The sequence below is a fragment of the Oceanisphaera sediminis genome (assembly GCF_039539745.1).
GTDB classification, from domain to species: domain Bacteria; phylum Pseudomonadota; class Gammaproteobacteria; order Enterobacterales; family Aeromonadaceae; genus Oceanimonas; species Oceanimonas sediminis.
Map to the genome: position 1 here is coordinate 1 of NZ_BAABDS010000038.1, position 20,111 is coordinate 20,111.

Annotated in this window: 14 protein-coding genes and 1 rRNA gene; 11 read left to right on the forward strand and 4 right to left on the reverse strand. The window is 58.9% G+C overall.

The window, feature by feature from the left end; translation table 11 throughout:
* The first annotated feature begins 140 nt into the window (after window positions 1-140).
* From rrf to ABD827_RS12505, 3 genes are all read left to right on the forward strand, one after another.
* Window positions 141-255: ribosomal RNA gene (gene rrf, locus ABD827_RS12495) — 5S ribosomal RNA — on the forward strand.
* 795 nt (window positions 256-1,050) lie between these two features.
* Window positions 1,051-2,484, forward strand: a complete 1,434-nt coding sequence (locus tag ABD827_RS12500) for a uracil-xanthine permease family protein (protein WP_344965085.1) — start codon at window positions 1,051-1,053, stop codon at window positions 2,482-2,484.
* A 123-nt stretch (window positions 2,485-2,607) separates the two neighbouring features.
* Window positions 2,608-3,951 carry an 8-oxoguanine deaminase gene (locus tag ABD827_RS12505; protein WP_344965086.1) on the forward strand — a complete coding sequence of 448 codons (1,344 nt, stop codon included), beginning with the start codon at window positions 2,608-2,610 and terminating at the stop codon, window positions 3,949-3,951.
* A 61-nt stretch (window positions 3,952-4,012) separates the two neighbouring features.
* Here the strand turns inward: ABD827_RS12505 and ABD827_RS12510 are convergent, their stop codons facing one another.
* On the reverse strand, window positions 4,013-5,191 hold the full coding sequence (locus ABD827_RS12510; protein WP_344965087.1) for a CinA family nicotinamide mononucleotide deamidase-related protein: 1,179 nt from the start codon (window positions 5,189-5,191) through the stop codon (window positions 4,013-4,015).
* A 142-nt stretch (window positions 5,192-5,333) separates the two neighbouring features.
* Here ABD827_RS12510 and metA point away from each other — a divergent pair, with 142 nt between their 5' ends.
* Complete coding sequence (gene metA, locus ABD827_RS12515) at window positions 5,334-6,278, forward strand: homoserine O-acetyltransferase MetA (RefSeq protein WP_298720888.1); 945 nt, start codon at window positions 5,334-5,336, stop codon at window positions 6,276-6,278.
* Between the two features lie 50 nt (window positions 6,279-6,328).
* Here metA and ABD827_RS12520 read toward each other — a convergent pair whose 3' ends face one another.
* On the reverse strand, window positions 6,329-7,618 hold the full coding sequence (locus tag ABD827_RS12520; protein ID WP_344965088.1) for a cation:proton antiporter: 1,290 nt from the start codon (window positions 7,616-7,618) through the stop codon (window positions 6,329-6,331).
* A 244-nt stretch (window positions 7,619-7,862) separates the two neighbouring features.
* Between ABD827_RS12520 and metH the strand changes: the two genes are divergently transcribed.
* Together metH and ABD827_RS12530 are read left to right on the forward strand one after the other, a co-directional pair.
* The gene (metH, locus tag ABD827_RS12525; protein ID WP_344965089.1) at window positions 7,863-11,543 is read left to right on the forward strand and encodes a methionine synthase; all 3,681 of its coding nucleotides are present in this window, start codon (window positions 7,863-7,865) and stop codon (window positions 11,541-11,543) included.
* 256 nt (window positions 11,544-11,799) lie between these two features.
* A complete protein-coding gene (locus tag ABD827_RS12530; protein ID WP_344965090.1) occupies window positions 11,800-13,041 on the forward strand; it encodes an SPOR domain-containing protein in 1,242 nt (413 codons plus the stop codon).
* Window positions 13,042-13,572: 531 nt separating this feature from the next.
* Here the strand turns inward: ABD827_RS12530 and ABD827_RS12535 are convergent.
* Window positions 13,573-14,049: a methylated-DNA--[protein]-cysteine S-methyltransferase gene (locus ABD827_RS12535; RefSeq protein WP_344965091.1), complete on the reverse strand. Its 477-nt coding sequence runs from the start codon at window positions 14,047-14,049 to the stop codon at window positions 13,573-13,575.
* A 62-nt stretch (window positions 14,050-14,111) separates the two neighbouring features.
* Window positions 14,112-14,423 carry a YqfO family protein gene (locus tag ABD827_RS12540; RefSeq protein WP_344965092.1) on the reverse strand — a complete coding sequence of 104 codons (312 nt, stop codon included), beginning with the start codon at window positions 14,421-14,423 and terminating at the stop codon, window positions 14,112-14,114.
* 295 nt (window positions 14,424-14,718) lie between these two features.
* Between ABD827_RS12540 and ABD827_RS12545 the strand changes: the two genes are divergently transcribed.
* From ABD827_RS12545 to ABD827_RS12565, 5 genes are read left to right on the forward strand one after another with little or no spacing between them, the layout of a single operon-like run.
* Window positions 14,719-15,837, forward strand: a complete 1,119-nt coding sequence (locus ABD827_RS12545) for an MlaE family ABC transporter permease (protein ID WP_344965093.1) — start codon at window positions 14,719-14,721, stop codon at window positions 15,835-15,837.
* The gene (locus ABD827_RS12550) at window positions 15,834-16,625 is read left to right on the forward strand and encodes an ABC transporter ATP-binding protein (RefSeq protein ID WP_344965094.1); all 792 of its coding nucleotides are present in this window, start codon (window positions 15,834-15,836) and stop codon (window positions 16,623-16,625) included. The genes ABD827_RS12545 and ABD827_RS12550 overlap by 4 nt, the downstream gene beginning before the upstream one ends.
* A gap of 3 nt (window positions 16,626-16,628) precedes the next feature.
* Complete coding sequence (locus ABD827_RS12555; protein ID WP_344965095.1) at window positions 16,629-17,567, forward strand: MlaD family protein; 939 nt, start codon at window positions 16,629-16,631, stop codon at window positions 17,565-17,567.
* The gene (locus ABD827_RS12560; protein WP_344965096.1) at window positions 17,564-18,169 is read left to right on the forward strand and encodes an ABC-type transport auxiliary lipoprotein family protein; all 606 of its coding nucleotides are present in this window, start codon (window positions 17,564-17,566) and stop codon (window positions 18,167-18,169) included. The genes ABD827_RS12555 and ABD827_RS12560 overlap by 4 nt, the downstream gene beginning before the upstream one ends.
* Before the next feature lie 3 nt (window positions 18,170-18,172).
* Complete coding sequence (locus ABD827_RS12565) at window positions 18,173-19,885, forward strand: chloride channel protein (RefSeq protein ID WP_344965097.1); 1,713 nt, start codon at window positions 18,173-18,175, stop codon at window positions 19,883-19,885.
* Window positions 19,886-20,111 lie beyond the last annotated feature (226 nt).

Here is a 20,111-nt window from a genome sequence, read left to right on the forward strand (position 1 = left end):
TGTACTAATGACCCGTGCGGCTTAACCATACAACACCCAAGAAGTGTGAGACCTTGCGGTCAAGGCAACTACAAAAAGATTATTTCAGAACATCAGCTTTCCAGCGTTTGTTAGCCTTAGCTGACAAACCCCAGTTTATGCCTGGCGGCGATAGCGTTGTGGTCCCACCTGATCCCATGCCGAACTCAGAAGTGAAACGCAGCCGCGCCGATGATAGTGTGGCAGCTGCCATGTGAAAGTAGGTCACTGCCAGGCACCCAATTCAAAAAGCCCTTCACCGATGTGAAGGGCTTTTTTACGTCTGCAGATCACACTATTTCACATGGCAAAGGTAGACTCAGCGGAGCGCAGCGACTTCTCAACAGTGAAAGTAGGGCGAAGCACGCCCGGAAAAAGCAGCGCTTTTTCAGTGCTTCGTGACCCGAGCTCTGCGAGGGGACGGGCCACGCCAGGCACCCAATACAAAAAGCCCGATTCGAAAGAGTCGGGCTTTTTTCATGTCTGAAAAATAGTGAGGAGTGAAGAGGGAGGCGTGAGGAGAACAACACCGGCGCTGCCGGCCTTGATGTTTTTCTGGTGTAGTTTGGCAATGTGCCCTTATGCTGCCACGCCTCGCGCCTCGCGCCTCGCGCCTCGCGCCTCGCGCCTCGCGCCTCGCGCCTCGCGCCTCGCGCCTCGCGCCTCGCGCCTCGCGCCTCGCGCCTCGCGCCTCGCGCCTCGCGCCTCGCGCCTCGCGCCTCGCGCCTCGCGCCTCACACGCCGCCATCGTGATGAAAGTATAACAGGTTGATATCTTATGTATTTTCTTCATCTTGTGAACGCTTCTCTGTAGATATAGATCACATTAAGGTTATCTTTGTATACAAGAGGGATACATTTTAATAACACCTGTGTTTTATTTGCGGTATTATCTAGTTGTCTCCTCACTTAGCCTACGCTTTGCAGTGGAGAATGGAGGGCAGTGCCAAACGTCTGTACAAGGATGTTGGCCAATACAACAGCGGTCAGAGTATGTCTGCACATTGGCAACAATTAACAAAGGGATCTGTTATGACCCAACAAGATGTAAAAACAGCACCGAGCAAGAATCACGACTTGCTGTATTCATTGCATGATAAACCGGGCTTCTGGCCTTCTTCTTTTGCCGCATTGCAGCATGTTCTGGCCAGTCTGGTGGGGGTGATTACCCCCACCCTGATCGTAGGTGGCGTATTGGGACTGGGCGAGCATGTACCCTATCTCATCAGTATGGCGTTGATGGTCTCGGGTGTGGGTACTTTCATTCAGTGCCGTCGTATCGGTCCTGTCGGTGCCGGTATGCTGTGTCTGCAGGGAACCAGCTTTGCCTTCCTGACGGCGGTGTTGTCTGCAGGCATGATCGTCAAGGGCAAGGGTGGCACCCCGGAAGATATTCTGGCGACCATTTTTGGGGTCAGCTTCTGTGCCGCCTTTATCGAAATATTCCTGAGTCGTTTCATTCACAAGCTGCAGAAAATCATTACCCCTGTGGTGACGGGTACCATCATCATCCTTATCGGTATTCCGCTGATCAAGGTGGCGATGACCGATATCGGTGGTGGTTTCGGTGCCGAAAATTTCGGTTCCCTCGATAATCTGATGCTGGCCGGGATAGTGCTGGTTAGCGTTGTGTTACTCAACCGTTCAAAGAACCCTATGGTGCGTCTGGCTGCCGTGGTTATCGGCTTGGTGCTGGGCATGCTTGCGGCCTTCTTCATGGGACGCCTTGATTTCTCTCATATTGCCAGCCTGCCGGTGATATCCGTTCCGGTACCGTTCAAGTTCGGTTTCCAGTTTGACCTTGCCGCCTTCATTCCATTGGCCATTCTGTTTTGTGTAAGTGCCATGGAAACCACCGGTGACCTGACTGCCAACTCGACCATTTCTCGTGAACCGGTATCAGGCCCCGTGTATCTGAACCGTATCCGCGGTGGCGTACTGGGCGATGGTATCAACTCCATGATTGCCGCCACCTTCAACAGCATGCCGTCCACTACCTTTAGTCAGAACAACGGCGTTATTGCTCTGACCGGTGTGGCCAGTCGCTACGTTGGCATCTATGTTGCCGCCATTCTGTTCCTCATGGGTCTGTTCCCCATCATCGGTGGTGTGCTGCAGCAGATGCCCAAGCCGGTACTGGGTGGGGCTACCCTGATCATGTTCGGGACCGTGGCGGTAGCCGGTATTCGTGTGCTGTCCCAGGCTAACCTGGACCGTCGCAACATGATGATAGTAGCCATTTCCGTCGGCATGGGTATCGGTGTTTCTACCGTACCTGCTGTACTACAGGCGCTGCCCGACATGCTGGAAAACATTTTGAAGTCACCGGTCGCCATGGGCGCTATTACGGCCATCACTCTGAGCCTGATTCTGCCCGAGCACAAGGTTGCCGAAGAAAGCGAAGCCGACGTTACTGTGGCCGCCGAAGCTGATGATGCAAAAAAAAAATTAGGTGAAGTAGGTTAATACTTACTTCCTTCTAGGTGCCTGAAAAGGCTGAACCCCTGGCACACCTTCCCGGATTGTGTGTCAGGGCTTTTTACATCCGGGGGATGCTAACTTTCATGTTTAAAGGGAGTCGAAAGTCTGATGCAAAACCCCAACACACTCTGGATAAAACACCCCCTCGCTACCCTGAGCCCGGCCTATGCCGGTGGTGTGGTGATTACCGAAAACCGGATCACCGAACTGGTGCCTGCGGGGCAAACTCCCCAAACACCGGTAGATGAGGTGTTTGACGCCAGTCAGCATGTGCTGCTGCCAGGCCTGATCAACGCTCATCATCATTTTTATCAAACGCTTACCCGCGCCCACCCGGTGGCACTGAACAAGGCGCTGTTTTCCTGGCTGACGTCACTGTACCCGGTATGGGCTAAACTACGGCCGGAAATGGTAGAAGTCTCGACCCAGATTGCTCTGGCCGAGTTGCTGCTGTCGGGATGCAGTACCGCCAGTGACCATCATTATCTGTTTCCCAGGGGGCTGGAAGATGCCATCGATATTCAGGTAGCGCAGGCGCAGCAGCTGGGCGTTCGGGTGCATCTGACCCGCGGCTCCATGAGTCTGGGTAAGGAGCAAGGTGGCTTGCCGCCGCAGTCGACGGTACAAAGTGAAGACGTGATCATGGCCGACAGCGAACGGCTGATTCGGCGTTATCATGACCACACCGACGGGGCCATGATCCGAGTGGCACTGGCGCCTTGTTCGCCGTTTTCGGTCAGTACCGAACTGATGAGAATGTCCGCCGAGCTGGCAGAAAAACACCGGGTTCAGTTGCATACCCATCTGGCGGAAACCCACGATGAAACCGCCTTCTGCCAGAAGATGTTCGGCATGAGGCCGGTGGATTATCTGGAGTCGGTGGGCTGGCTCAGCAATCGGGTCTGGCTGGCTCACGGCATTCATTTCAACGAGCAGGAAATCGGCCGTCTGGGTCAGGTGGGAGTGGGCATTGCTCATTGTCCCTCTTCCAACATGCTACTGGCTTCGGGGCAATGTCCGACGCTGGATCTGGAGGCCGCCGGCTGCCCCGTCGGTATCGGCGTGGATGGCTCCGCCTCCAATGATGGCTCTAACATGATGACCGAAGTACGGCAGGCGCTGCTGTTGCAACGATTGCGTTACGGCGCCGAAAAAATTACCCATCAGAAGGTACTGGACTGGGCCACTAATGGCTCTGCCCGTTGTCTGGGGCGTGATGATGTCGGTGATATCGCCGTTGGCAAACAGGCGGATCTGGCCTTGTTCCGGCTGGATGATATCCAGTTTGCCGGTGCCGGTGATCCGCTGGCGGCGCTGGTTTTGTGCGGTGCCCAACGAGCCGATCGCATGATGGTGGCCGGGCGCTGGCGGGTGACCGACGGTACCGTCTGTGGTCTGGATATCGAAGCACTGAAGGCCAGACAGCGAGAGCTGGCGGCACAGCTGGTCTGAAAATGACGGTGTGATTGTCAGCGCTGGATAATAGAAAGGGCACCGAATGGTGCCCTTTTGTTTACGCAGGCAGCGTAAACCGCTCGCTGCAGGGCAGAATATCGTAGTCGATCATCACGGCTTCACCGGCCAGGTGACGGCGCAACATATCGAAGGCGGCAAAGGCCAATAGGCGGCGCCGATTCAGGGGCTCCCGAAAGTGCATTTTCAGGGTTTGTACCTGGCAGCCTTGTTCGGTCTTGAGGGCAATGGGAATGCCCTGCGGGCCTTCGGCACCGATGGCCAGGGTCAGCGGGCGGGCCGATCGTGCCAGCCAGAGGGCCAGATCTTCGGCGCTGTCGGGCAGGCCAGCCAGGTAGTGACCTTCGAATTCGGGCGTGATGGTGCTGATGGTATCGGTCAGGCGGCCGCCGCTGGCATCCTCGAAAATCATCAAATCCCTGTTCAGTAACAGCGGCCCCAGGCTGGCGGTAAAGTTCATCTCGTCCCGCGCCACCAGATGAGTGCCCACTTCGGCCAGCAGCAGTGCTTCGGCGGTGGCAATGGCGGCGGCGTCTTCGGTTTCGATAATCAGCTTGAGCTCTATGGTCGGCGAATTGGCCCGGTAGCCGAGGGTAATGCCGGCCGGCCATGGCAGATGATCAAGCCGGTCGCTCAGGCCGGATTCGGACAACCCGAATGAAAAGAAACGACGTACCTGGCTATGACCATTCTGGCCCAGCTGCCGACGTAATCGCGGCAGAATCTCGTCGGTCATCATTTTTTTCAGCTCGGATGGCACGCCCGGGGTAAAGAAAAAGGTGGCGCGGTTGAGTTTGACCGCAAAACCGCAGGCGGTGCCCACCGGATTGTCCACCAGCTCGGCGCCCTGTGGCAGCATGGCTTGCTTGCTGTTGCTCTGGGGCATGGCGCGATTGCGGCTGGCGTATTTTTGCTGCATTACCTCGAGCCAGTGCTGGTTAAGCTCAAGGGGCACACCGGCGGCTTCGGCCATGGCTTCGGCGCTGATGTCGTCCGAGGTGGGGCCAAGGCCACCGTTGACGATCACCAGATCGGCCTGGTGACTGCGTTGTACGAACAGCTCGACCAGGTCGGCCTTGTCGTCGCCCACGGTAAAGCGGCGGCGTACCTGCCAGCCTTGTTCCAGCAGCTGCTGCGACAACCAGCCGGCGTTGGTGTCGGTTATCAGTCCGGTCAGCACTTCATCACCGGTGCTCACCAGTTCAATCACGGGTTTCATATGCTTATCCTTGAAGGGCGTTGCCGGGATTTTAACGTATCTTGGGCGAATGGCACACGCCGAGGATGACAAGAGCCGCTGCTTTGTTGTAGATTTCTAGATGTCTAGACTTTCTTACCGATGCTGTACATGGAGTGAGCAAATGCCCATCAGAATTCCGGATCGCCTGCCAGCGGCCAATGTCCTGACTCAGGAAAATATCTTCGTGATGACGGAAACCCGGGCGGTCAATCAGGAAATCCGCCCGATGCGGGTGCTGCTGCTTAATCTGATGCCGAAGAAAATTGAAACCGAAAACCAGTTGTTGCGCATGCTGTCCAATTCGCCGTTGCAGATTGGCGTGGACCTGCTGCGTATCGACGATCGGCCTTCGAAGAACACGCCGCAATCGCACCTGGAACACTTCTACCACGATTTCGAACAGGTGCAGGATCAGTTCTACGACGGTCTTATCATCACCGGCGCGCCGCTCGGGCTGACCGATTTCTGCGATGTGATCTACTGGGACAAGATAGAGCAGATAGTGGCGTGGGCCAAAAGCCATGTTACCTCCACGCTGTTTTTGTGCTGGGCCGCCCAGGCCGGTCTGAAGATTCTGTACGGGCTGGACAAGCGTACCCGCCTGGAAAAACTGTCCGGTGTCTACGAGCACCAGAATCTGGCCCAGTACGAGCCTCTGGTGCGCGGCTTTGACGACGTGTTTCTGGCGCCTCATTCCCGTTATGCGGATTTTCCGGTGGAGCTGTTACGGCAAAAGACGGATCTGAAAATACTGGCCGCGTCGGACAAGGCCGGCGTCTATCTGGCGGCCAGCCCGGACGGACGCCAGGTATTCGTGACCGGGCACCCGGAATACAATGCCGATACCCTGCATGCAGAATACCTGCGGGATCTGGAGGTGGGTATCGAACCCCGAATGCCGGAAAATTATTATCCCGACAATAATGCCGATAATCCCCCCAGAGCCACCTGGCGCAGCCATGGTCATCTGTTGTTTGCCAACTGGCTGAATTATCACGTCTACCAGCTGACCCCGTATGATCTGCGTACCCTGAGTGCCACCGGCGAGTCGCTGACCCGAGACTAAGATCTGTGAGGGGTGAGGAGTAAAATCCGCCTCACCCTTCACGAAGCTATTTACTCGATGGGAAAGCCGGCTTTTTCCGCCGCCTTGGCCTTGTTGATCATTGGGGTGATGCTCATGCCCTGCACTATGATGGAAAACAGCACTATGGCGTAGGTCATCATCAGCACCAGATCCCGCAGTTCCACCTGACCGTCGCTACCGAGTTTGATGCCGGTGGGAATGGACAAGGCCATCGCCAGTGACAGGCCGCCGCGCAGTCCGCCCCAGGTGAGGATGCGTATCGAGTATTTGTTGTAGCTGCGAAAGCGGCGAAAGGCGACATAGGGCAGGGCGACGCTGACGAAGCGGCCGGCCAGCACCAGCGGAATACCGCACAGCACCAGAATCCAGGCTTGCCAATGGAATTGCACCAGCAACATGGCCAGACCAATCAGCAGGAACAGCAGGGCGTTCAGAAACTCGTCCAGCAGATGCCAGAACTGATCCAGGTATTTCGAGCTCTGTTCCGAAAAGCCGGTGTAGCGGGTCCAGTTGCCGATCATGATACCGGATACCACCATGGCCAGGGCGCCGGACACGCCCAGCACGTTGGCCAGCGCAAAACCGGCGGTGGGAATGCACAGCGTCATCAACAGCTCCATGGAGCCGTCGTCGGTGGCGCTGATCATCAGGTGAGACATCAGGCCCAGCAGGGCGCCGAATACGATGCCGCCAACGGCTTCGTGGGTGAACAGCGTCATGACCGAGCCAAAGGTCGCCTCGGTGCCGTTGAAGGCGACCGCAAAAATGGTCAGGAAAATCACCAGGCCGATGCCATCGTTGAACAGCGACTCGCCTTCGATTTGAATGGCAATCTGCTCGGGGGCGCCCAGCTTCTTGACGATGGCCAGCACGGCGATGGGATCGGTGGGCGAGATAAGGGCCCCGAACAGCAGGCAGTAGATAAAGGGCAGGGGAATGGCGGCAACATAAGCCAGCAGCCACAGGCCGGCAGCCACCACCAGGGTTGAAATCAGCACGCCCACGATGACCAGTACCGAAATCTCCCATTTCTGGCTTTTCATGGCCGGCAGGTTAATGCCCAGGCCGCCGGCAAACAGCAGAAAGCCGAGAATACCCTGCAGTAGAAACTCGCCGAAATCGACGGTCTCCAAGGTGGCAATGGCATGCAGCTGTAGTTCGGGCCAGGTGGTTTTTCCCAGTATTAACATCAAGATGGAAATAAGCAGGGCGCCAAAGGTAATGGCAATGGTGGTCTGGATTTTCATGATGTATTGATTGACGAAGGCGATGGTGATCGCCATGGCCGCCAATAAACACAGAGTGTAATAGACGCTCATAAAGGCACTTCCGTAGAGTTTTTATTTTATTTGCAAGCTTGGTTGGCCGGTCTTTGCCGGTGGTGCATAGTGTGCCTTAACAGCACACATTTTCACTAGCTAAAATGCGGTTAATTTACGCATTTTACGTGCCAATATGACCCCTTGCCATTCATCAGCCTTGTAGATGGCTGGATTTCCAGCTTGGTATTTTGTGATAGCATGGTTGCTGCTTTCAGGAATCTAGTTGTAACAGGAGTTATCAGTGTCCAGATCCCCCGTTTTTTCCCAGCTCGAACAGGCGCTCGCCGAACGTATTTTGATTATCGATGGGGGCATGGGCACCATGATCCAGTCACATCGACTGGACGAGGCCGCCTATCGAGGCGAACGCTTCGCCGATTGGCCATCGGACTTGAAAGGTAATAACGACTTGCTGGTATTGAGCCAGCCCGAGATCATCGCGCAGATTCACAGCGACTATTTTGCCGCCGGCGCCGATATCATCGAAACCAATACCTTCAACGCCACCAGCATCGCCATGGCGGATTACGACATGGAATCGCTGGCGGTGGAAATCAACCTTGAAGCGGCGCGACTGGCCCGCCGGGTGGCCGACGAGTGGACCGCGAAAGAACCGCACAAGCCGCGCTTTGTGGCCGGGGTGCTGGGACCGACCAACAGAACCGCCTCCATTTCGCCGGATGTGAACGATGCCGGTTACCGTAACATCACCTTCGATCAACTGGTGGAGGCCTATACCGAGTCGACCCAGGCGTTGATTGACGGCGGTGCCGATCTGTTGATGATCGAAACCATTTTCGACACCCTCAACGCCAAGGCGGCGGTGTTTGCCATCGAAGGCCTGTTCGAGCGGCAGAATATTCGACTGCCGGTGATGATCTCCGGCACCATCACGGATGCCTCCGGTCGCACCCTGACCGGGCAAACCACCGAAGCCTTCTATCATTCCCTGCGTCATGCCAAGCCTATTTCCTTCGGCCTGAACTGCGCCCTGGGGCCGGACGAATTGCGCCAGTACGTGGCCGAACTGTCCCGTATCAGCGAAACCTATGTATCCGCTCACCCCAACGCCGGTTTGCCCAACGCCTTCGGTGAATATGATCTGGAAGCCTTTGAGATGGCCGAGCATATTCGCGAGTGGGCCGAAAGCGGCTTCCTCAACCTGGTAGGCGGTTGTTGTGGCTCTACCCCCGAGCATATTCGGGCCATGGCCGAGGCGGTAGCGGGTATCAAGCCCCGCGTGCTGCCGGATCTGCCGGTGGCCTGTCGGCTGTCCGGTCTGGAGCCGGTGCAGATTACGGCCGACAGCATGTTCGTCAACGTCGGTGAGCGCACCAACGTCACCGGCTCGGCCCGTTTCAAGCGGCTGATCAAGGAAGAGAAATACGACGAGGCGCTGGAAGTGGCGCTGCAGCAGGTAGAAAGCGGCGCCCAGATCATCGACATCAACATGGATGAAGGCATGCTGGATGCGGTGGCCTGCATGACCCGCTTCCTCAACCTGATTGCCGGCGAGCCGGATATTTCCCGGGTACCGATCATGATCGACTCCTCCAAGTGGGAGGTGATCGAGGCCGGCCTGAAATGCATTCAGGGCAAGGGCATCGTCAACTCCATTTCCATGAAGGAAGGCGAAGACAAGTTTATCGAGCAGGCCAGGTTGGTACGCCGCTATGGGGCGGCGGTGATCGTGATGGCCTTCGACGAAGTCGGCCAGGCCGACACCCGTGAGCGCAAGTTCGAGATCTGCGAGCGCGCCTACCGCATTCTGGTGGATCAGGTGGGCTTTCCGCCGGAAGATATCATCTTCGATCCCAATATTTTCGCCGTGGCCACCGGCATCGAAGAACACAACAACTATGCGGTCGACTTCATCGAGGCGGTGAAGGACATCAAGGACAACCTGCCCCACGCCATGATTTCCGGCGGCGTGTCCAACGTCTCGTTTTCATTTCGTGGCAACGATGTGGTGCGTGAAGCCATTCATGCGGTGTTCCTCTACCATGCGATCAAGAACGGCATGGACATGGGCATCGTCAATGCCGGTCAGCTGGCGATTTACGAAGACATAGAGCCCGAGCTGAAGGAAAAGGTCATCGCCGTGGTGCTTAACGAAAACGACGGTGCCACCGAGGCGCTGCTCGAGATCGCCGAGCGTTATCGTGGCAGTGGGGCCCAGGCGGCGGATCCGCGCGATCTGGAATGGCGCAGCTGGCCGGTCAACGAGCGGCTGGCCCATTCGCTGGTCAAGGGGCTGACCGACTTTATCGAAGAGGATACCGAAGAATCCCGGGCGCAGGCGGTGCGCCCGCTGGACGTGATTGAAGGCCCGCTGATGGACGGCATGAACGTGGTCGGCGATCTGTTCGGCGAGGGCAAGATGTTCCTGCCCCAGGTGGTCAAGTCGGCCCGGGTGATGAAGCGGGCGGTCGCCTATCTGAACCCCTTTATCGAGGCCAGCAAGGAAGTCGGCCAGACCAATGGCAAGGTTGTTATGGCCACGGTCAAGGGCGATGTGCACGATATCGGCAAGAATATCGTCGGCGTGGTATTGCAGTGCAACAACTTCGAGGTGGTGGATCTGGGGGTCATGGTGTCCTGCGAGCAGATCCTGAAGACGGCGCGGGAAACCAATGCCGATATGATAGGTCTGTCCGGTCTGATCACCCCCTCGCTGGATGAAATGGTGAATGTGGCCAAGGAAATGCAGCGCCAGGGCTTCACCATACCGCTGCTGATCGGCGGTGCCACCACCTCCAAGGCGCATACGGCGGTCAAGATCGAGCAGAACTACGACGAGCCGGTGGTCTATGTGTCCAATGCCTCCCGCGCGGTGGGCGTGGTGCAAACCCTGCTGAGTCGCGAGCACAAGCCGGCCTTCGTCGACCGGCTGAACAAGGAATACGAGGTAGTGCGCGATCAGCATGCGCGCAAGAAGCCGCGCACCAAGCCGGTGACCCTGGCCGAGGCTCGCGCCAACAAGGTGGCCATCGACTGGCAGGCCTACACGCCGCCGGTACCGGCCAAACCGGGAATTCACGAGTTGCATGAAGTACCCATCTCGGTACTGCGCGAGTACATCGACTGGACGCCCTTCTTCCTGACTTGGTCGCTGGCGGGCAAGTATCCGCGCATTCTGGAAGACGAGGTGGTGGGCGAAGAGGCCAAGAAGCTGTTTCGTGATGCCAACGACCTGCTGGACAAGCTGGAAGCCGAGGGGGAGCTGCGCTGTTCCGGTGTGCTGGGACTGTTCCCGGCAAACAGCGTGGAAGATGATGTGGAAATCTACACCGACGAGTCCCGTACCGAAGTGCTGCACACCCTGCGTTTTCTGCGCCAGCAGACCGAGAAGAAAGACGGATTTCCCAACTACTGTCTGGCCGACTATGTGGCGCCCAAGGGCACCAAACCGGACTACGTGGGCGGCTTTGCGGTGACCGGCGGCATCGGTGAAGATGACATCGTCCGTCGCTATAAAGAGGCGGAAGACGATTACAACGCCATCATGGCCAGCGCCGTGGCCGATCGTCTGGCGGAAGCCTTTGCCGAATACATGCACCTGCTGGTACGCCGTGAATACTGGGGCTATGCCGCCGACGAGAATCTCGGCAACGACGAGCTGATTCGGGAAAAATACAGCGGCATTCGGCCGGCTCCGGGTTACCCGGCCTGTCCCGAGCACACCGAAAAAGGCACCCTCTGGCAGCTGCTGGATGTAGAGTCGCGCATCGGCATGCAGTTGACCGAATCCTACGCCATGTGGCCGGGAGCGGCGGTATCGGGCTTCTATTTCTCCTACCCCGATACCCGCTACTTTGCGATAGCGCAGATCCAGGAGGATCAACTGCTGGACTACGCTGCGCGCAAGGGCATGAGTCGGATCGATGCCGAAAAATGGCTGGCACCCAATCTGAGTGCCTGATTTCAGCCACGTAACTCTGGGTTAAAGACGCGTTATGCAGTGTCTTTCCCCAAAACAAGAAGGCGCCAAGGGCGCCTTTTTATTTAAGCATCGGGGGCGCCAGCTGGCGCGCGGGGTGTATGCTGGTAGTAACAGGGAGAGCAATGCCGGCGGTCACCATGCGTTTTTGGTTGTGGCCCAGCTGGAAAGGCTGGACAGCCTTCGGGCGATGGCGTAGCTTCTGCCGACTTTATTTCACCACTGGGAGGAGCCTTCCATGTTTGTTGTAAGACACACCGGAAAAACAGGATGCTTGCTCCTGGCGGTCATGCTGTTACTGGCCCCCTTGAGTCAGGCGCAGGCCAACCCGCGCTATGCCGCCATCGTGCTGGATGCGGACAGCGGCGAGGTGCTGCATGCCTCCAGCGCCGATGCGGCTCGCTATCCGGCCTCGCTGACCAAGATGATGACGCTGTATCTGCTGTTCGAAGCCATGGACAAGGGGCTGATGCGGCTCGATACCGCCATGCCGGTATCGGCTCATGCCGCCTCCATGCCGCAGACCAATATTTCGCTGAAAAAAGGAGAGCGGCTGCGGGTACGAGACGCCATTCCGGCGCTGGTGGTACGTTCCGCCAATGACGCGGCCGTGGTGGTAGCGGAAGCCCTGGGCGGCACCGAAAGCGAGTTTGCCCGCATCATGACCGCCAAGGCCAGGTCGATGAAGATGACCGCTACCCGTTTTCGTAATGCCTCCGGTCTGCCGGACAATGCCCAGGCCTCTACCGCCCGGGATCTGGCGATACTCTCGCTGCGGTTGATGAAGGACTTTCCCCAGCACTATCATTATTTTTCCACGGCCTCTTTCAGCTACCGGGGCAAGACCTATCACAGTCACAACCGCATGGTAAAAAACTATGCGGGAGTCGATGGCATGAAAACCGGGTATATTCGGGCATCGGGCTTTAATGTGGCCACCTCTGCCGTGCGGGGCGAACGGCGCCTGATTGGCGTGGTGATGGGCGGAAATACCGCCCAGTCCCGAGACGCCCAGATGGCGAAACTGCTGGATAGTGGCTTCGAGCAGGCCACTCGGTTTGCCAAGGCATCGGGCAAGGCGGCCCCGGTCGGCAAGCTGCTGGTCAGCACCGAACCCGTGCGTCAGGTGGTCAGGGCTGAGCCCGCCACGCGCCCGCCGGCGGTGCTGCAACGGGCAACCCTGCCGGTAAAGCAGACCTTGTCGGTACAACAGGCCTTGCCCGTCGGCGATCTCGGCTGGGCGGTGCAGATTGGTTCTTTCCGGGTACCGGAGCAGGCGAGAGATAGAGCATCCGATGCGGCCCGTCGGCTGGACAATATCGATGTTATTCAGGTGGCCGTCAATGAGGTGAACATCAGCAATCGTACCTTGTTCCGGGCCCGACTGGTGGGCATGCACAAGGAGCAGGCGAAGAGTGCCTGCCAGCGGTTATCGCGCCAGGGTATGGACTGCCTGGTGGTGAAGACGAGCGGTAGTTAACCACGTGAGGAATGGGGGAGAGAGGAGAAAGGTAACGCCTTATTCCTCTTCCCTCATTGTATTTTTGACATAGAAAAAGGGGCAACATCATGTTGCCCCTTTTTGGGTCGTCTTGTTGGCTTGTCCGTAAACCGGTTTGCTCCCTGCAATCCCTGACGTGCCTTATCCTTTATGGCGTTCCCTTTCCCGATCCATCGGGCTGTCCTTTGTCTTCCTGACCGCAAATCATCCTGATCTGACGCTCGTCTCCATCCTGGAGGTATCCATCGCCGCATCCTGCGGGGTTCCTTGCCTGTCCTGGCAGCCTGTCTTCCTGACCGGCTCTGCGCTTCCTGCTGTAAACATAGTAGCCCGATTCGCTCTCTGCTCAATTCAAAAAACTGAAGACATCTTGACTGTCGAATTCTCGATTATTTTTAATTAAATGATAAATAAGGGAAAATATTTAATATTCGGCCAATGGCGTGATCATAAAGCGCTTCTGCCTGCGTGGCTTTGAGAGATCTCGCACACGGCGGCTGGTGTTTATCGCTAGTCGTTGCCTGAAGCCGCTTCGTGTTGCAGCAGCCAGGATTTGCGTGCGAGTCCTCCGGCATAACCCACCAGCTTGCCGCTGGCGCCGATGACCCGGTGGCAGGGAATGATAATGGCGATGGGGTTGCGGCTATTGGCCAGCCCGACGGCCCGCATCGCATTGGGGTTGCCGATAAGCAGGGCCATGTCTTTATAGCTACGGTGTTCGCCGTGGGGAATGGTTTGCAGTGCCTGCCAGACGCCTTGCTGAAATGGTGTGCCTTTGGGCGCCAGTGGCAGTTCGAAGTGGTGGCGCTGGCCGTTGAAATATTCGGTCAATTGTCGGCAGGCGGATTGCAGCAAGGGGGTGGCGGGCGCCATGTTCTGCTCGGTGTTACCGGTCTCGTCGCTGAAGCGCAGTTCCGTGATGGCATCGGGGGTGGCGCAGATGAAGAGCAAGCCCAGTGGGCTTGGCAGGATGCAGTGGTTTGACATGGCAGACTCCGAAGTGACGAAGGGATACCCTGATTGTATCCCTCTTGTCGTCGGCGGTGGCGTTAAAATTCGCTCAGTTGCCAGGCGTCGAAGGCGGGCTCTTCATAAGGGTGAGCCTGGCGGAGGGCCGTGACGGCGGCGCGGATCAGCTGATCCTCGCACACCAGCTCGACCCGCACCTCTGCTACCCGCTCCAGGGCGCCGGTCTCGCCGATGAAGGGGTTGGCGCCGGTCTGGGGCCGGAACTGCCCCGTGCCCCTGGTTTCAAAACAGCATCGATCGTAGTCGCCTATTTTGCCGGCACCGGTGGCGAACACCGCCGCCTTGACCGGTTCAAGATGAGACTCGGGTACGAAAAATACCAGCTTGTACATGGATGACTCCTCGGATACTCAGGGGTAGGATTTCTTCAGGAATCGGGCGACCAGCACGATATGCACGCAGTTGACCTTGCCTTCGATATGCTCGGTGGCACCGCACAGCTCGCAACGGCCGCCGCTGCGTTGCTGTCATTGTTGTTCTATGGTCATGATGAGGACTCCGGCACGAAGATAAATATCGTGCGATCTTAAAATCCTAGCATAAAGCCGGGTACTTGTTGTGGTGATGGGGGCAATGGCAGACAATGGTAGGCTCATATGAGTTTATTGTCGAACGGGGCCGAACAGCATGAGCGGAACGATCACAGCACTGACCGTGACCACCGGCGACCAGCCCTGTGCCTGCCTGCAGGGATCCTGGATCCTGGCGCAGTATGCACAACTGGTGCGTACTGTGGCGCCGCCGGCAGTGCCGGTGGTGTGTCTGGACGCCTCGGGCCTTACCGAGCTGGACACCGCCGGTGCCGCCCTGCTGGTGAAGTTGCTGGGTGCGGACGCCCTGTGCCGCATGTTGCCCGATGCCACCGGGCTGTCTGCCGAGCGCCGGGCGCTGTTGCTGGCGGTGGCGAGTGCCATGGCCGGCCAGGAAGCTTTGCCGCCCACCGTCTCTCGCTGGAGCGACGGCCTGGCCCGGCTGGGTGAGCGGATGTTGAGTGGCTGGCAGCAGCTGATCATGTTGCTCGGTTTCATGGGCCTGACTCTGAGTACCCTGGTGGTGACGATAGCCCGTCCGCGGCGCTGGCGGCTCACCGCCCTGGTGGCGCAAATGCATCAGTGCGGCCTCAATGCGGTGCCCATCGTCGCCTTGCTCACCTTTCTGGTGGGCGCCGTGGTGGCGTTTCTCGGCGCCACCGTGCTGGCGAACTTCGGCGCCACCATCTATACGGTCGATCTGGTGGCCTATTCCTTTCTGCGCGAATTCGGGGTGCTGCTGACCGCCATTCTGCTGGCCGGCCGTACCGCCAGTGCCTTTACCGCCCAGCTCGGTTCGATGAAGGTGAATGAAGAGCTGGACGCATTGCGCACCCAGGGACTGGATCCCATCGAGCTGCTGGTGCTGCCGCGGCTGCTGGCGCTGGTGCTGACCTTGCCGTTGTTGACCTTTATCGCCATGCTCTCGGGCATGGTCGGCGGCGCCATGGTGTCGTTGCTGTCACTCGATATTTCTCTGGCCCAGTATCTGGCGATAGTGCAGCAGGTGCCGGTGCGGCATTTTCTGGTGGGAATGGGCAAGGCGCCGCTGTTTGCCCTGCTGATTGCGCTGATTGGCTGCCTGGAAGGATTCAAGGTCGGCGGCAGCGCCCAGTCGGTGGGTGAGCACACCACCTCCAGCGTGGTGCAGTCGATCTTCGTGGTGATATTACTGGATGCGATTGCCGCACTTTTTTTGATGGAGATGGACTGGTGAGGCAAACCGGCGACGTGGTGATTCAGGTGCGGGGGCTCGACAATCGATTCGGCACTCATGCGGTGCACCAAGGGCTGGATCTGGACGTTTACCGGGGCGAGATCCTCGGGGTGGTCGGTGGATCCGGCACCGGCAAGTCGGTACTGTTGCGATCCATTGTGGGTCTGCGCCGGCCCAGTGGTGGTGAGGTGCGGTTACTGGGCCAGAATCTGCTGGCCTTGCCGGAGCAGGAGCGGGTGCGGCTGGAGCGACGCATGGGGGTGCTGTTTCAAAAGGGCGCCCTGTTCTCTTCGCTCACGGTCGCCGAAAACATCGCACTGGCGTTGATCGAGCAGGCCGGCTTGTCTCGCACCGATGCGGCTTATCTGGCGTCGGTCAAGCTGGCGCTGGTGGGGTTGCCGGCCAAGGCGGCGGCCCTGTATCCGTCCGAGTTGTCCGGCGGCATGATCAAGCGGGCGGCGCTGGCGCGGGCGCTGGCGCTGGATCCGGATGTGTTGTTTCTCGATGAGCCCACCGCCGGCCTGGATCCCATCGCGGCGGCGGCCTTCGATCGGTTACTGTTGACGCTGCGCGATGCGCTCAATCTGACGGTGTTTCTGGTCACGCACGATCTGGATACCCTGTACGCCTGCTGTGATCGAGTAGCGGTGCTGTCACGCAAGCGAGTACTGGTTGCCGACCGGCTGGTGGTGGTGGCCGCCACCGACGATGCCTGGATACAGGATTACTTTCATGGCCCCCGCGGCCGGGCCGCGAGTCAGGCGGTCGACGCCGCGTTCAAGGAGTAAGCAATGGAAACCCGCGCACATCATGTGCTGATTGGCTTTTTTACCCTGATGGTCGCCGCCGGTGTGCTGTTGTTTGCGCTCTGGCTGGCCAGAGCCGGCAGCCAGCAGGACTTTCGGCTGTACGATATCGTGTTTCGAGAGCCGGTCAGCGGCCTGACGGTGGGCAGTGCGGTGGAGTACAGCGGCATTCGAGTGGGGGAGGTAGAAAATCTGTCTCTGGATCCCCAGGATCCGCGTCGGGTGCTGGCCCGGGTACGCATTGCCCGGCAGACGCCGGTCAAATCCGACACCCGGGCCCGGCTGGCGCTGGCCAATATTACCGGCGCCGCCAACATTCAGCTGAGTGAAGGCTCTCCCGCCAGTCCGGCGTTGCAGGCAGAAGGCGATGCCATACCGGTGATCCTGGCCGATCCTTCCCCCATTGCTCGCCTGCGGGTGAACAGCGAAGAGCTGCTGGTCGGCATCAAGTCGCTGATCGATAACGCCAATCAGTTGTTCTCGGCGGAAAACAGCCGGCATCTCGGCCGAGTGCTGGCCAACCTGGATCAAGCTACCGGCGTGATTGCCGAGCAGAAAGACGAACTTGGCCAGGGAGTGGCGGATCTGGCCGAGGCCAGCCGGCAGATGAAGATCACCATGACCCAGGCTTCCCGCCTGCTCGGCCAGCTTGAGGATCAGCTCGAAGGACGGGGCGATCGTCTGCTCGCCAATGCGGATCGCAGCCTGGCGTCTCTCGATCGATTCAGCCGCAACCTCGATCGCCTGCTGGCCGATAATCGGCAGGCGCTGGGCTCGGGATTGCAGAGTATGGCCGAACTGGAGCCGACCCTGAAGGAGTTGCGCCGCACACTGGCAACCCTGGGCGAGGTCGCCCGCAAGCTGGAGCAGAATCCGTCCGATTTTCTGCTGGGTGGTGAAGACATTAAGGAGTTCCAACCATGATGACCATACGACGCTGGTCTTTCCTGTTGCCGGTCATGCTGCTGCTGAGTGGCTGCAGCCTGCTGCCGGCATCCCCGCCGGTCACCTTCTATCGTCTGCCGCCCCCCGTTCCGGTAGCGAGCCCGGCGGAGAAGGGGGATCTGACGCTACGCATCACCCGGCCCGAGGCCAGCGGCCTGCTGGCCGGCAACCGTATCCTGGTGGTGCCTCAAGGCAATCAGATCGGCGCTTATCAGGGCGTGCGCTGGGTGTCACCGGTGCCGGTATTGTGGCGGGATCAGTTGATCGAAGCGTTTCAGCAGGATGGCCGTCTTCGTCACGTGGGCAGCGACGGTGACAACTTGCCAGCCGATATGGAGCTGGGGGGCGTGCTGCGCGCCTTTCAAAGCGAATACCGTCAGGGTAGGCCGGTGGTGGTTATGCGCTTCGATGCCCGGCTGCTGGACTCGAAGCGGCGCACCCTGCTGGCCAGCCGACGCTTCGAGGCCAGTGTCATAGCGCAGGATGCAGAGGTCTCGGCGGTGGTGGCGGCGTTTGGGGTGGCCCATGAGCGATTGGCGCGGGAGTTGCTCGACTGGCTGCTGGTCACAGGGCGGCGATAATCGATGAAGCCGACGACCAGCCGATTTCACCGTTTTTTTGCCGGCCCCTCGCACAGCCTGTTGCCGCTGGTGCTGATGGGCGGGGTGATCGGGGTCGCTGCCGGTCTGGTGATGTTCGGTTTTCTGAGTCTGCTGAATCTGACACTGGGCTGGCTGAACGGTGCCAACCTGGAAGATTTCGAATCTCTGTCGCCCTGGTGGCGGCTGGGGCTGCCGGTGCTGGGCAGTTTGTTGCTGATCCTGCTTTACCGCCTGACCCCGGTATCGGGCCAGACGGTCGGACTGGCCTATGTGCTGGAGCGACTGCAGTTTGGTCGGGGCCAGCTGCCGGCGGCCAATACCGCCTTTCAGTTCATGGCGGCGCTGATCGCACTCGGCACCGGTCACAGCGTCGGCCGCGAAGGGCCGGCGGTGCACATGGGTGCCGGTATCGGCAGCCTGCTGGGGCAATATACGAGCCGGCCGCCGAGTCAGTTGCGCTTGCTGATTGGCTGCGGTACGGCGGCGGCCATTTCCGCCGCCTTCAATACGCCCCTGGCCGGGGTGCTGTTCGCGATGGAAGTAGTACTGATGGAGTACAGCCTGTTGGGGTTTGCTCCCATTATCGCCGCCGCCATCAGCGCCTCGGCCTTTAGCGGCGCGCTGATCGGGCCTCATTCGGTGTTGCAGCCGGTCCGATTGTCTCTGGCGGGCTATGGCGATATTCCCGGCCTGCTGCTCACCGGACTCTGGGTAGGATTGGTGGCGGTGCTGTTTCATTATCTGGTTCGGCTGTTTCTTCGTTTTCCGCTCAAGAGCCGGGCGGCCAGGCTGTTGCTGGCCGGTGTGATCACCGGCGGGCTGGCGCTGTTTGTTCCGCAGATTCTCGGCTCGGGCTATGACACCATCAATGCCACCCTGAGCCATCAGTTGCCCTGGGGGCTCTTGTTGTTGATTCTGGGTGCCAAGCTGATTGCCACGGCCGCCGCCATCGGTCTGGGGGTGCCGGGTGGTCAGATAGCCCCCATGCTGATGCTGGGGGTCTGTGCCGGTGGCGTGGCGGGCACCCTGGTGCCGGGCACTTCCGAGCCGGGCCTCTACGCCCTGCTGGGCATGGCGGCCATGATGGGTGCCGTGCTGCATGCGCCCCTGGCGGCGCTGGCCACGGTACTGGAGTTGTCGCTCAGCGCCGAGGCCATGTTTCCGGCGATGACGGTGGTGCTTACAGCCAATCTGATCTGCCAGCATGGCTTTCGGCAGCCGTCGCTGCTGCTAACCCTGCTCAAGGAGCGGGGGCGTCTGCTACAAACCCACCCGTTGCGTACCGCCCTGGCCCAGCGTTATCTGTCCGAGCTGGCTCGTTTTGATTTTTCCGGGTTTGATACCGAGCAGGATGCCCATCATCTGGATGCGGTGCTCGAACAGAAGCTGCCCTGGGTCGTGGTTCGCCAGGGAGAGTATCGCTACCTGATTGAGGGAGAAGCATTTGCGAAAGTCGGTCTAATCTGGCGGGAGCAAAAGCAAGAGCAGCCCCTGCACCAGGCACTGGCGCCCTTGCTGAGTGATCGTTTACGGCTGATTGAGTTGACCGAAGATGCCTCGCTGCTGACGGCGCTCAAGACGCTGCAGCAGGAAGAAACCGCCGGCTTTTTGCTGCCGGTCGGCCGTCGGGGGCTGGGGCTGGTGACGCGGCGGCGGCTGGTAACGATGCTGACCACGGATGATCCTATTCAGTAATGTGAGTTGTAAGGGGAAAATAGTGAGGATAACCCCTTATACCAATTTGAATAAACATCTGATCATTTTAACCCCGGGATCAGAGGCAACACAGTCGCCTCCCACGACACGCCATGAACTCATCCCTGAGGGCTCGGGAAATGCCGTCCATGGCATTTCACGGTCGTGGGAGTCGATCTCTGTTGCCTCTTCTCGAGCATCGAGTTGTCTGTAGACGGCGCTAACA

Excerpts from the sequence above, each read along its gene's own strand:
- ABD827_RS12560 (WP_344965096.1), top strand. The coding sequence starts at position 17,564 with ATGATGACCATACGACGCTGGTCTTTCCTGTTGCCGGTCATGCTGCTG.
- ABD827_RS12565 (WP_344965097.1), top strand. The coding sequence starts at position 18,173 with ATGAAGCCGACGACCAGCCGATTTCACCGTTTTTTTGCCGGCCCCTCG.
- ABD827_RS12540 (WP_344965092.1), bottom strand. The coding sequence starts at position 14,423 with ATGTACAAGCTGGTATTTTTCGTACCCGAGTCTCATCTTGAACCGGTC.
- ABD827_RS12505 (WP_344965086.1), top strand. The coding sequence starts at position 2,608 with ATGCAAAACCCCAACACACTCTGGATAAAACACCCCCTCGCTACCCTG.
- metA (WP_298720888.1), top strand. The coding sequence starts at position 5,334 with ATGCCCATCAGAATTCCGGATCGCCTGCCAGCGGCCAATGTCCTGACT.
- ABD827_RS12500 (WP_344965085.1), top strand. The coding sequence starts at position 1,051 with ATGACCCAACAAGATGTAAAAACAGCACCGAGCAAGAATCACGACTTG.
- ABD827_RS12535 (WP_344965091.1), bottom strand. The coding sequence starts at position 14,049 with ATGTCAAACCACTGCATCCTGCCAAGCCCACTGGGCTTGCTCTTCATC.
- ABD827_RS12555 (WP_344965095.1), top strand. The coding sequence starts at position 16,629 with ATGGAAACCCGCGCACATCATGTGCTGATTGGCTTTTTTACCCTGATG.
- ABD827_RS12530 (WP_344965090.1), top strand. The coding sequence starts at position 11,800 with ATGTTTGTTGTAAGACACACCGGAAAAACAGGATGCTTGCTCCTGGCG.
- ABD827_RS12520 (WP_344965088.1), bottom strand. The coding sequence starts at position 7,618 with ATGAGCGTCTATTACACTCTGTGTTTATTGGCGGCCATGGCGATCACC.
- ABD827_RS12545 (WP_344965093.1), top strand. The coding sequence starts at position 14,719 with ATGAGCGGAACGATCACAGCACTGACCGTGACCACCGGCGACCAGCCC.
- ABD827_RS12510 (WP_344965087.1), bottom strand. The coding sequence starts at position 5,191 with ATGAAACCCGTGATTGAACTGGTGAGCACCGGTGATGAAGTGCTGACC.